Annotated in this window: 12 protein-coding genes; all 12 read right to left on the reverse strand. The window is 73.2% G+C overall.

The window, feature by feature from the left end:
• Positions 1-19 precede the first annotated feature (19 nt).
• The 12 genes from MNZ39_RS21100 to hprK all read right to left on the reverse strand — a co-directional run bounded on the left by MNZ39_RS21100 (position 20) and on the right by hprK (position 11630).
• Complete coding sequence (locus MNZ39_RS21100) at positions 20-937, reverse strand: undecaprenyl-diphosphate phosphatase (RefSeq protein ID WP_242341074.1); 918 nt, start codon at positions 935-937, stop codon at positions 20-22.
• A gap of 146 nt (positions 938-1083) precedes the next feature.
• The gene (gene ahcY / locus MNZ39_RS21105) at positions 1084-2565 is read right to left on the reverse strand and encodes an adenosylhomocysteinase (RefSeq protein ID WP_242341075.1); all 1482 of its coding nucleotides are present in this window, start codon (positions 2563-2565) and stop codon (positions 1084-1086) included.
• 50 nt (positions 2566-2615) lie between these two features.
• Positions 2616-3584, reverse strand: coding sequence for a metalloregulator ArsR/SmtB family transcription factor (locus tag MNZ39_RS21110; protein WP_242341076.1), 969 nt, complete (start codon positions 3582-3584; stop codon positions 2616-2618).
• Between the two features lie 293 nt (positions 3585-3877).
• Positions 3878-5047 carry a methionine adenosyltransferase gene (gene metK, locus MNZ39_RS21115; protein ID WP_242341077.1) on the reverse strand — a complete coding sequence of 390 codons (1170 nt, stop codon included), beginning with the start codon at positions 5045-5047 and terminating at the stop codon, positions 3878-3880.
• A 164-nt stretch (positions 5048-5211) separates the two neighbouring features.
• Positions 5212-7011 (reverse strand): phosphoenolpyruvate--protein phosphotransferase, encoded by a 1800-nt coding sequence (gene ptsP / locus MNZ39_RS21120; protein ID WP_242341078.1) that lies wholly within the window; start codon positions 7009-7011, stop codon positions 5212-5214.
• On the reverse strand, positions 7008-7280 hold the full coding sequence (locus MNZ39_RS21125) for an HPr family phosphocarrier protein (RefSeq protein WP_242341079.1): 273 nt from the start codon (positions 7278-7280) through the stop codon (positions 7008-7010). The genes ptsP and MNZ39_RS21125 overlap by 4 nt, the downstream gene beginning before the upstream one ends.
• A 4-nt stretch (positions 7281-7284) precedes the next feature.
• Positions 7285-8052 (reverse strand): PTS system mannose/fructose/sorbose family transporter subunit IID, encoded by a 768-nt coding sequence (locus MNZ39_RS21130; RefSeq protein ID WP_242341080.1) that lies wholly within the window; start codon positions 8050-8052, stop codon positions 7285-7287.
• Complete coding sequence (locus MNZ39_RS21135) at positions 8049-8753, reverse strand: PTS sugar transporter subunit IIC (protein ID WP_242341081.1); 705 nt, start codon at positions 8751-8753, stop codon at positions 8049-8051. The genes MNZ39_RS21130 and MNZ39_RS21135 overlap by 4 nt, the downstream gene beginning before the upstream one ends.
• Positions 8754-8763: 10 nt before the next feature.
• The gene (locus MNZ39_RS21140) at positions 8764-9258 is read right to left on the reverse strand and encodes a PTS sugar transporter subunit IIB (protein ID WP_242341082.1); all 495 of its coding nucleotides are present in this window, start codon (positions 9256-9258) and stop codon (positions 8764-8766) included.
• 31 nt (positions 9259-9289) lie between these two features.
• Positions 9290-9712, reverse strand: a complete 423-nt coding sequence (locus MNZ39_RS21145) for a PTS sugar transporter subunit IIA (RefSeq protein ID WP_242341083.1) — start codon at positions 9710-9712, stop codon at positions 9290-9292.
• A gap of 71 nt (positions 9713-9783) precedes the next feature.
• On the reverse strand, positions 9784-10668 hold the full coding sequence (rapZ, locus tag MNZ39_RS21150) for an RNase adapter RapZ (RefSeq protein ID WP_242341084.1): 885 nt from the start codon (positions 10666-10668) through the stop codon (positions 9784-9786).
• On the reverse strand, positions 10665-11630 hold the full coding sequence (gene hprK, locus MNZ39_RS21155) for an HPr(Ser) kinase/phosphatase (protein WP_242341085.1): 966 nt from the start codon (positions 11628-11630) through the stop codon (positions 10665-10667). The genes rapZ and hprK overlap by 4 nt, the downstream gene beginning before the upstream one ends.
• Positions 11631-11827 lie beyond the last annotated feature (197 nt).

An 11827-nucleotide genomic window follows, 5' to 3' on the forward strand; every position in this document is an offset into this window, starting at 1 on the left:
GTCCGCAGCGCCGCGAGGCTCATCGGCGGAGCGCGGCGCCGAGCGGCGCCGGCGCGGCTCCTGCGTGGGCCGCGGCGGTCGCCGGCGCGGGCGGCGCCGGGTGCTCGCCGGCCGGGAGCACGCCCTGCCAGATGAGGATCGCGAGCGCGACGCCGGCGGCGATCCGCCAGACCACGAACACGTGGGTGGTGCGGGTGCGCAGCCAGCCGAGGAGCCAGTCGATGACGAGGTAGCCCGCGACCGCGGACACCGCCGTGCCGACGAGCGTGGCGAGGGCCCAGCCCGGCTCGCCGCGCAGCACCGGCACGGTCTTCCACAGCTTGTAGGCCCCCGCGCCGAGGATGATCGGCACCGAGAGGAGGAAGCTGAAGCGCGCCGCCGCCTCGCGCGTGAAGCCGAGCAGCATGCCGGTGGTGATGGTCGTGCCGGAGCGCGAGCTGCCCGGGACGAGCGCCAGCGCCTGGCCGACGCCGATGAGCACCGCGTCCACGGCGCGCACGTCCTCGACGTGGCGCAGGTGGCGCGCGTACCGCTCCGCGGCGAGGAGCACGAGCCCGAGCGCGACGAGCGAGCCGGCGATGACCCAGTTCCCGAGCGCCTCGATGCGCTTCTCGAACAGCTTGCCCAGCACGGCCGCGGGGATCGTGCCGAGCACGATGAACCAGGCGAGGCGCGACTGTGGCGTCTCGAGCGGCCGGCGCCGGGCGAGCGAGCGCAGGCCCGCCACCGCGAGCGCGTAGATCTCGGTGCGGAAGTACACGAGCACCGCGAGGGTGGTGCCCGTCTGGATGATGGTGGCGAACGCGCGGAAGCGCGGATCGGCGAGGTCGTGACCGAGCAGCTCGCCGAACACGAGCAGGTGGGCGGTGGACGAGACCGGGAGGAACTCGGTCGCGGCCTGGAGGATCCCGAGGAAGACGGCGGCGAGGAGGCTCATGCGCGGACCGAACCCTAGTCCACAGTCCCCGGATCATCAACGCGCGGACTTCCCGCCCGCGGGGCCCTTCCACCGGAGCCGCCCCGCTCGCGGCGTCGACCTGGCGGGGCTCGCGACCGTGGCGGCCGCGAGCCCCCGCGCTGGAGCTAGTAACGATAGTGATCGGGCTTGAACGGGCCGTTCGGCGGCACGCCGAGGTAGCTCGCCTGCTTCTTCGTGAGCCTGGTGAGCTTCGCGCCGATCTGCTCGAGGTGCAGCGCCGCGACCTTCTCGTCGAGGTGCTTCGGGAGCACGTAGACCTTCTTCTCGTAGGCCGCCCGGTTCGTGGCGAGCTCGAGCTGGGCGAGCGTCTGGTTCGTGAAGGAGTTCGACATCACGAACGAGGGGTGGCCGGTCGCGCAGCCGAGGTTGAGGAGCCGGCCCTCGGCGAGGACGAGCACGCGGTGGCCGTCGGGGAACACGAAGGCGTCGTACTGCGGCTTGATGTTCACCTTCTCCACGCCCGGCACCTTCTTCAGCCCCGCGATGTCGATCTCGTTGTCGAAGTGGCCGATGTTGCCGACGATCGCGCAGTCCTTCATCTGCTTCAGGTGCTCGACGGTGATGACGTCGAGGTTGCCGGTGGCGGTCACGAACACGTCCGCCTCCTTCACCACGTCCTCGACGCGCACGACCTGGTAGCCCTCCATCGACGCCTGCAGCGCGTTGATGGGATCGACCTCGGTCACCACCACCCGCGCGCCCTGGCCGCGGAGCGCCTGCGCGCAGCCCTTGCCCACGTCGCCGTAGCCGCACACCACGCAGAGCTTGCCGGCGAGCATCACGTCGGCCGCGCGGTTGAGCCCGTCCACGAGCGAGTGGCGGCAGCCGTAGAGGTTGTCGAACTTGGACTTCGTCACCGAGTCGTTCACGTTGATGGCGGGGAAGAGGAGCGTGCCCGCCTTCTGCATCTCGTAGAGCCGGTGCACGCCGGTGGTCGTCTCCTCCGTCACGCCCGCGCAGTCCTTCGCGACGCGGGTCCAGCGCTGCGGGTCCTTCTTCAGCTCGCGGGCGAGGAGCTTCAGGACGACGGCGTACTCCTCGGAGTCGCTGGCGGAGCCGCGCGGCACCTTGCCGGCCTGCTCGAACTCGAAGCCCTTGTGGATGAGGAGCGTCGCGTCGCCGCCGTCGTCCACGATCTGCGTCGGCCCCTTGCCGGCGCCGAAGTCGAGGGCCCGCTCGGTGCAGTCCCAGTACTCCTCGAGCGTCTCGCCCTTCCAGGCGAAGACCGGCACGCCGCGCGGCGCCTCCGGGCTGCCGCCGCGCCCGACCACCACCGCCGCGGCGGCGTGATCCTGGGTCGAGAAGATGTTGCAGCTCGCCCAGCGCACCTCGGCGCCGAGCTCCGCGAGCGTCTCGATGAGCACCGCGGTCTGGATGGTCATGTGCAGCGAGCCGGTGATGCGCTGGCCGGCGAGCGGCTTCTTGCGCGCGTACTCGCGCCGCACCGCCATGAGGCCGGGCATCTCCTTCTCGGCGAGCTCGATCTCCTTGCGGCCCCAGTCGGCGAGCGCGAGGTCCTTCACGCGGTGCTCGACGGGCGCGGCGGGCGGCTTCAGCTGCTTCTTCCGGGCGGCGGGGACGGCCATGGTGCTCTCCTTGCTCGTGGCTTCGTGTAGTGGGTCGTGAAGATCTTCGGTCAGCGGCGGCGCGCGGCGCGCTCGGCCGTCGCGACGACGAGGCCGGGCCCGCGGGCGCCGGGCTCGGGCGGGAGGGCGCGGACGCGCACGGCGGCGAGGCCGGCGGCGGCGAGGAGCGCCTCCAGCTCCTCCGGCGCGAAGCCGGGGCGGACCTGGCCCATCCGGCGGCGGAGCGCGGCGTCGGCGTGGCGGGCGGCGTCCACGACGACGAGCCGGCCGCCCGGGGCGAGCACGCGGGCCGCCTCGCGGAGCGCGGGCGCGGGGTCGTCGAGATAGGCGAGGACGAGCACGAGCAGCGCGGCGTCGCAGCGCCCGTCGGCGATGGGCAGGGCCTCGAGCCGCGCCTCGTGCAGCTCGACGTTGGGCAGCGCGGCGCAGCGACGGCGCGCGGCGCGGAGCATCGCGCCGGACTGGTCGACCGCGAGCACCTGGCGCACGCGCGGCGCGAGGTCGGCCGCGAGCGCGCCGGTGCCGCAGCCGAGATCGGCGACCGTCCAGGAGGCGGGCAGGAGCGCGAGGAGCGCCTCGCGCGCGACGCCCGGGCCGTACACCTCGGCGCGGAGCTTGTCCCACGCCGCCGCCGCGCCCGCGAAGAAGCGCTCGGCGCCGTCCCGGCGGGCCCGGACCGCCTGCAGCCGTCCGGCGTCCTGCCTCACCGCCGGCCAGCCCTCGCTCTCCGCGCGGGCGAGGAGCCAGAGCCGGCGGGCGCCCGGCGCGACGTCCTCTGCGAACCCGTAGAGGCTCTGGGTCCCCTGCCGTCGGCTCACGAGCCAGCCCTGGCCGGAGAGGACCTTGAGGTGGCGGGAGACGGTGGACTGGGGCAGCGCCAGCACCTCGCAGAGCTCGAGGACCGAGAGCTCCTTGCGCTCGAGGGCGTGCAGGAGCCTGAGCCGGGTGGGATCGGCGAGCCCCTCCATCCAGCCGAGGAGGGCGTCCGCGGGGGGACGGGCGGGGGCGGCAACGGTCATCGTTCCATCCGGATGGACGGATATATGGCGCGGACCCCGCGGCGGTCAAGGACGCCCCGTCGCCCCACGAAGGAAGAGGGCCCGCCCCGTTTCCGGGTGCGGGCCCTCGAGGAGGCGACGGCGCGGGCGGGCGTCGGCCGAATTCCGGCGAGCGCAGCGAGCCCGCCCGGGCGCTGCCGCGTTCGCGGCGCAGCCGCCACGCGGCGGCGCACGTACCCGGCGAGCAGGGGTGGGGCCCCGAGGACGGCGGCCAGCCGTCGTCGGGGCGGGGGCGCAGCCCCCGCAAGATCCGTTCAGGCGCCGGCGACCGCGCGGACCTTGCCGCCGGCGGCGTCGCGGAGCGCGTCCTTCTTGTCGGTGCGCTCCCAGCTGAACTCCTTCTCGGTCCGGCCGAAGTGGCCGTAGGCGGCGGTCTTCTCGTAGATCGGCCGCAGGAGGTCGAGGCCCTCGATGATCTGCTTGGGCGTGAGGCCGAACACCTCGCGGACGGCCTGGGCGATGCGCTCCTCCGGGACGAGGGCGGTGCCGAACGTCTCGACCATCACCGAGACGGGCTCGGCGACGCCGATGGCGTAGGCGACCTGCACCTCGCAGCGGCGCGCGAGCCCGGCCGCGACGACGTTCTTCGCGATGTGGCGGCCCATGTACGCGGCGGAGCGATCCACCTTCGACGGATCCTTGCCGCTGAAGGCGCCGCCGCCGTGGCGGCCCATGCCGCCGTAGGTGTCCACGATGATCTTGCGGCCGGTGACGCCCGTGTCGCCCATGGGCCCGCCGATCACGAAGCGGCCGGTGGGGTTGATGAAGATCTTGGTCTTCTTGTCGACGAGCTTCTTCGGCAGCGCCTTCGCGATGACCTCCTCGCGGATGGCGGCGTGGAGCTTGCGGTTCGAGACGCTCTCCGCGTGCTGCGTCGAGACCACCACCGTGTCGATGCGCGCGACCTTGCCGCTGCGGTACTCGACCGTCACCTGGCTCTTGCCGTCGGGGCGGAGGAAGTCGAGCCCGGCGCGGCGCGACTTGGCGAGCTGGCGCGTCACGGCGTGCGCGTACTGGATGGGCGCCGGCATGAGCTCCGCCGTCTCGTCGCAGGCGTAGCCGAACATCATGCCCTGGTCGCCCGCGCCGCCGACGTCGACGCCCTGGCCGATGTCGGGCGACTGCTGGTCCACCGCGACCAGCACGCCGCAGGTGTTGCCGTCGAAGCCCATCTCCCCGGAGACGTAGCCGATGCGCTTCACGACCTCGCGCGCGAGCTTCGGGTACTCGATGCGGGCGCTCGTCGTGATCTCGCCCGCGATCATCACGTAGCCGGTCTTGAGGAGCGTCTCGCAGGCGACGCGCCCCTTCTTGTCCTGCGCGAGCACCGCGTCGAGGACCGCGTCCGAGATCTGGTCCGCCATCTTGTCGGGATGGCCCTCGGTGACGGACTCGGAGGTGAAGAGGTAGTCGGTGTGCGGCATCGGACGGGTTCTCCGGTGGGCGTGGGGGTGGCGAAGGTACGCGGCGGGGGCGGACCCTGTCAATATGACGGACGGTCCTCCACCGCGCGCGTCTTGCGGCTCTGCGGACGCGCTTTCGGAGCGCGCGATCGTGCCGCCGGGCGGACGGGCGAGGGGTCCTTCCCCTACCCTGACACGGGGCCGAGCGCCGGCTCGGCCTCGAGCAGCTCCGGGAAGCGGCGGAGCATCTCGGTGCGCACCTCGCGCTCGATGTCGTCGGCGGTCGTGAACGAGAGGAGCCGCTCGACGAGGGCGCGACCGTCCTCGGCGCGCGCGGCGCGGATCACGCGCTTCACGAGCGGGATGGCGGAGCCGTTCATCGACAGCTCGGAGACGCCCAGGCCGATGAGCACGAGCGCGTTGGTCGGCTCGCCTGCCATCTCGCCGCACATCGAGACCGGGATCCCCACCGCCTGCGCCGCGTCGCAGATCTGCTTCAGCATCCGCAGCACCGCGAGGTGGAGCGGCTTGTACAGGTAGGCGACGTCCTTGTTCTGGCGGTCGATCCCGAGCGCGTACTGGATGAGGTCGTTCGTGCCGATGGAGAAAAAGTCGCACTCGTTGGCGAGCCGGTCGGCGATGAGCGCCGCGGAGGGCAGCTCGATCATGATCCCCACCGGCACGTCGTCGCGCACCGCCACGCCCTCGCGGCGCAGCTCCTCGCGCACCTCGCCGAGGAGCCGGCGCGCGGCGCGCAGCTCGGCGACCCCCGAGATCATGGGGAACATGATGCGGAGGTTCCCGTGCACCGAGGCGCGCAGGAGGGCGCGCAGCTGGATGCGGAACATCTCCGGCTGGCGCAGGCAGTAGCGGATCGCCCGCAGGCCGAGCGCGGGGTTCTCCGCCGGCACGCGCATCCCCACCGGCAGCTTGTCGCCGCCGAGGTCGAAGGTGCGGATCGTCACCGGCTTCGGCGCGAGCGCCTCGAGGACGCGGCGGTAGCTCTGATACTGCTCGCCCTCGCCGGGGAGGTCGTGGCGGCCGAGGAACAGGAACTCGGTGCGGTAGAGCCCCACCGCCTCGCCGCCGTGCGCCACGAGGCTCGGGACCTCCTCGACGAACTCGATGTTGCCGGCGAGCCGCACGGTGACGTCGTCGAGCGTGCGGGCGGGGAGATCGCGCGTGCGGAGCAGCACCTGCTCCGCCTCGAGGAACCGCTCCCGCGCGACCTCGTACTCGACGCGGTCGCCGGGGGACGGGTTGATCACCACCACGCCGCGGCTGCCGTCGACGGCGATCCAGTCGCCGCGGCTGGCGAGCGTGGTGATGCGCCCCACCCCCACCACCGCCGGCACCTCGAGGGCGCGCGCGACGATGGCGGTGTGCGAGGTCTTCGCGCCGGTGTCGGTCACGAACGCGGCGACCTTGCGCTCGTGGAGCAGGAGCGCGGTGTCGGCCGGCGAGAGGTCGTGCGCGACGATGATCGCGCCCTCGGGCGGCGGCTCCTCCACGTCGGGCGCCTGGCCGAGGAGGTTCTTGATGACGCGCTCGCCGACGTAGTCCACGTCGGCGCGGCGCTCCTTGAAGTACTCGTCCGCCAGCTCGTGGAAGGCGCTCTTGATCTTGCGGACGGCCCGCTTCACCGCCCACTCCGCGTTGATGCGGTCCTCCCGGATGAGCCGCTGCGCCTCGAGGACGAGCATCTCGTCCTTCAGCATCATCCGGTGCATGTCGATGATGGCGGTGTGCTCGGCGCCGCCCTGCGCCCCCTGCGCCCGCTCCACCTTCTCGCGCACCTCCGCGAGCTGCAGATCCGAGATCTCGAGCGCGGTGCGCAGCCGGGCGAGCTCGCTCTCCACCTCCTCCGGGGCGAGCCGCCGCTTCGGCGCGCGCACCCGCCGCCGGTCCACCGGCCAGCAGCGCCCGATCGCGATCCCGGGGGACGCGGCGATGCCGACGAGGATGGAGGCGGAGGCCGGCGTCATTTCTCTCCGAACCCGTTCTCGATCACCTTCGCGAGCGCGGTCATCGCCGAGTCGGCGTCCTCTCCCTCCACGAGCACGACGATGGAGGAGCCCTTCGCGGCCGCGAGCGTGAGCACGCCCATGATGCTCTTCCCGTTCACCTGCATCCCGTCCTTCTCGACGTGGATCTCGGAGCGGAAGCGGTTCGCCGTCTGGACGAGCTGCGCCGCGGCGCGGGCGTGGAGCCCCAGCGAGTTGACGATGACGAAGGTGCGCTCGTGCCTCGGCATGCGGCTAGCTGCTCCAGTGGAGGTGGCCCGCCACCGCCACCGCGATGCCCGCGAGGGCGGCGACGTAGGCGGTGGGGAGGAGGCGCGCGCCGCGGGCGAGCGCGGCGTAGCCGGTCCCGGCCACGAGCGCCGCGACGATCCCGGCCGCGGCCCCCGCCGCGCCCGCGCCGCGGAGGACGACGATGGCCGCCGCGACGCCGCACAGGGCGACGCCGGCGGCGCGCAGGCGGTCGGCCGCGAGGGGCAGCCCGAGCCGCGCGATCACCGGGACGACGGCGTCTCCGCCGCGGTAGGCGGCGCGGAACAGCCCGAGGCGCAGGGAGAGGTGGATGACGTTGTAGAGGAGGACGGCCGCCACGATGGCGGGGACGCCGACGACGAGCGCGCCGGCGGCGCCGAGCGCGCCGCAGAACGGGCGGAGCGCCGTCCAGAAGAAGCCGTCGCCGAGCGCCGCGAGCGGCCCCTGCAGCGTGGTCTTGTAGCGGATGGCGGCGCCGGGCGGCTCCTCGCCGGCGGCGACCCGCTCCTCGTGGTGGATCGCGCCGCCCACGATGGCGGCGGCCATGAACGGATGGCAGTTGAAGAACTGGAGGTGGCGCTCGAGCGCCTCGCGCCGCCGCCCGGGCTCCGGATAGAGGGCGGCGAGCGCCGGCTCGATCGCGTAGGCGAAGCCGAGGTTCTGCATGCCGCGCCGGTTCCAGGCGGCCTGGAGGAACAGGCAACGCCAGAACACGCGGGCGAGCGTCCTGGGGGGGACGCGGGCCGGGCTCACGACAGGACCCCCCCGATGAGCAGCCCCGCCGCGAGCGCGCCGCCCAGGGCGCCGTAGAAGAAGCGCGGCGCCTCGCGCGCGCGGAGCGCCTTCGCGCCCGAGGCGGCGGCGAGCGCCGCGAAGGCGAAGAAGCCGAGCCTGAGCGGTCCGGTCGCGCCGGGCACCGCGCGCAGGAACGCGGGGATCACCACCGCGGCGAGGGCGGCGCCGGCGGGCGCGAGGAGCGCGGCGACGGCGAACGGGGCCACGAGCCCGTGGAGGTTCCAGCGCACCGCGGCGCGCGCATCGCCCCCCGCGAGGGCGGCCTCGGCGCGCACCGCCAGCCGATCGTTCCAGAGCTCGACGAAGCGGTCCGCGACGCGCCCGAGGTGGGCGAGCGGCGCGCAGAGCAGCACGGCCAGGATCGCCACCTCCGGCGAGACGCCCACGCCGAGCGCGCGCCCGGCGAGGACCGCGCCGCCCGTGATGGCCACCGTGCCGAGCGCCTCGTGCACCGGCAACGCCGCGCCGAGGTTCACCGCGCCGAGCCAGAGCAGCTCGAGCGGTGGGGCGACGAGGAGACCGCCGTGCGGATCGCCGAGCGCCCAGCCGGTCATCGGCGCGAGCGCGATGGGCCGCGAGAGCATGGCCTGCAGAAAGCCTTTGCGCTCGATCGCGGCGAGGCCCGCGACGACCCCTAGGACGAGGTAGGACAAGCCCAAGCAGTGTAACCTAACGGGCCGCGGCGTACCGGCGTTCGATCTCGTCGATCCCCGCGGGGGCTTCGGTGGGCACCGAGCGGGCTTCCACCTCGAAGCCCGCCGCGGCCAGCTCGCGCAGCGTCCGGATCTCGTCCTCCGACAGGAAAACCGAGGGCGTGACGGCCCTGCGCCCCGGGCCGAAGTGCACGTTGCCCACGTTGAGGAGCCGCGCCCGCGCCGGCGTGAGGCCGGCGGCGCGGGCCTCGGCGAGCTGGGCGACGTCGCGCACGAGCACGAGCACGGGCCGGTCGGACTCCGCGAGCGCCCCGAAGTCGATCGCCCGCAGCGGCTCGATCCGCACCGGCAGCTCGGGCGGGACGCACAGGGTCATCGCCGCGCGGGCGAGCACGCTCGACGCGGCCTCGTCGTCCGCCACGACCACTTCCTTCACCCCCAGGCGAGGGAGCCAGGTCTCGAGCACCTGGCCGTGGAGGAGCCGGTTGTCGACGCGGACGAGGGAGATCACGGGGTAGAGACGGCTGCGCGGGCTGCGCGATTCACGACGAACGGCTCGTGCGTGCCCGGGTGCGCAGGAGCTCGGACGCGAGCGTGATGTTCTTCTGGCCGTAGCCGGTGAGGAGCTCGGCGGTGGCGTGGAGGCCGAGGCTCTCCGCCCGGGCAGTGGCGAGCTTCAGCACCATGGGGAGGTTCACGCCGGTGACCACCTCGAGCTTCTCGTCGAGGAAGGTGAGCGCGAGGTTCGCCGGGGTGCCGCCGAACATGTCGGTGAGGACGAGCACGCCCTCGCCTGCGTCCACGCGCTTCACGGCCTCGCCCAGGCGGGCGCGGCAGTCCTCCATGGACGAGCCCGCGCCGATGCTCACCGCCTCGGACTGCTCGAGGCGACCGACGATGCCCTCCGCGGTGCGGAGCAGCTCCTGCGCGAGATTGCCGTGCGTGGCGACGACGAGACCGACCATCAGGATGCTCCTCCCCCGGCGCGGGCGTACCATAGCCTCGCGCGCCCCCGGGGGCCAGCGGTGCCGGCGCCCTACTCCTTCTCCACGTCCCGGTGCCACAGCCGGACCGGCTGGCCGCCCGCCTCCAGCCGCTCCGAGAGCGCGCCGGCGAGCGCCACCGAGCGGTGCTTTCCGCCGGTGCAGCCGATCGCGATCGTGAGGTAGCTCTTCCCCTCGGCGCGGTAGCGCGGGAGCAGGAAGCCGAGCAGGTCGACGGTGCGCTCGAGGAAGGCCTTCGCGTCGGCCTGGCCGAGCACGAAGCTCGCCACGCGCGGGTCCGTGCCCGGGTGCGACTTCAGCTCGGGGATGAAGTAGGGGTTCGGGAGGAACCGCACGTCGAGCACGAGGTCGGCGTGGGTGGGCAGGCCGAAGCGGAACCCGAACGAAACCACCGTGACGCCGAGCCGGGCGCCCTCCGAGGACCCGAAGCGCCGGGTGACGAGCCGCTTCAGCTCGTGGACGTTCAGCGTCGTCGTGTCGATCACCTCGTCGGCGATCGCCTTCAGCGCGGCGAGGGCGCGGCGCTCGGCGGCGATGCCGTCGGGGACGGTGCCGGTCTCGCCGGCGAGCGGGTGGCGCCGCCGCGTCTCCGAGTAGCGGCGCACGAGGGACTCGTCGGAGGCGTCGAGGAACAGCACCTCGACGTCCGCCCCCTGCTGGCGGATCTCCTGGATGACGCGCGGGGCGTCGGCGAGGAAGCGCCCCTCGCGCGCGTCGACGACGAGCGCGAGGCGCGACACCTCGCCGGCGGTGTGGCCCGAGAGCTCGAGCAGCTTCTCGAGGAACAGGATGGGCAGGTTGTCGACGCAGTAGAAGCCGGCGTCCTCGAGCGCGCGGAGCGCGGTGGACTTCCCCGAGCCGGACACGCCGGTGAGGATCACGACCTCCGCCGCGCCGTGGTTCGCGTTCTCGATCATTCGACGTCCAGCTCCCCGACTCGCCCGCCGGGGGCGAGCGCGATCGCGCGGTTCAGCCGCTCCTGGAACTCCCGGGCCGAGTGGTGGCCCTGGAGCTTCAGGAGGTGGTTGCGCGCCGCGACCTCGACGATGGTGGTCATGTTGCGGCCCGGACGGACCGGGACGATGAGCATCGGGATCTCCACGTCGAGGATGCGGAACTTCTTCTCCTCGACGCCCAGGCGGTCGTACTCCACGCTGGGATCCCACTCCACGAGCTCGAGGACGATCTCGATCTTCTTCCGCTCGCGGATGGACGCGACGCCGAAGAGATCCTTGATGTTGATGATCCCGAGCCCGCGGATCTCCATGTGGTGCTTGATGATCTCGGAGCCGGCGCCGTAGACGGAGTCGGGCGTACGCCGCTTCACGTCGACGATGTCGTCCGCGACGAGGCGGTGGCCGCGCATGACGAGGTCGAGCGCGATCTCGCTCTTGCCGATGCCCGACTTGCCGAGGAGCAGGATGCCGACGCCGAAGACGTCGAGCAGCACCCCGTGCATCGAGGTCTGCGCGGTGAGGATGTCCTCGAGGTAGTTCTGGACGCCCTCGATGAAGGTCGAGCTGAGGTGCGTCGTGCGCAGGAGCGGCACCCCGGACTCGTCGGCCGCGGCCGCCATCTCGGGCGGCACCTCGAGCCCCTTCGTCACGACGAGGCAGGCGATGTCGGCGGAGAAGAAGCTCCGCAGGACGTCCACCGCGCGCTCGCGCGGCAGCGTCTGCAGGTAGCTCATCTCGGTGTTGCCGAACACCTGGACCCGCTCGCGGTGGAGGTTCTCGGTGAAGCCGGCCAGCACGAGCCCGGGCTTCTGGATCCGGGCGGAGCTGATGCGGCGCGAGAGCCCTTGCTTGCCCGCGACGAGGGTGAGCCGGAGGTCGAACTTCTTGTCGTCGAGGAGGGCCCCGACGCGGATCGCGTCCATCGCGGCGGAGTCTAACCCGCGGAAACGGCTGGCCGCTACCTCGTCGGCACGCCTCCCCGGGCCCGCCGCGCCCCGAGGTCCGCGCCGCAGGGCCGGGCGCGGAACGCCGGCGCGCCGCGCGGACCGGGACGGGCGGACGGAGCGAGCGGGCGGAGGGCCACGGCGAGCGCCGCGGCCCGGGTCGCGTGCGGGAGGGC

This window comes from Anaeromyxobacter sp. SG66 (assembly GCF_022690805.1).
Taxonomy (GTDB): Bacteria; Myxococcota; Myxococcia; order Myxococcales; family Anaeromyxobacteraceae; genus Anaeromyxobacter; species Anaeromyxobacter soli.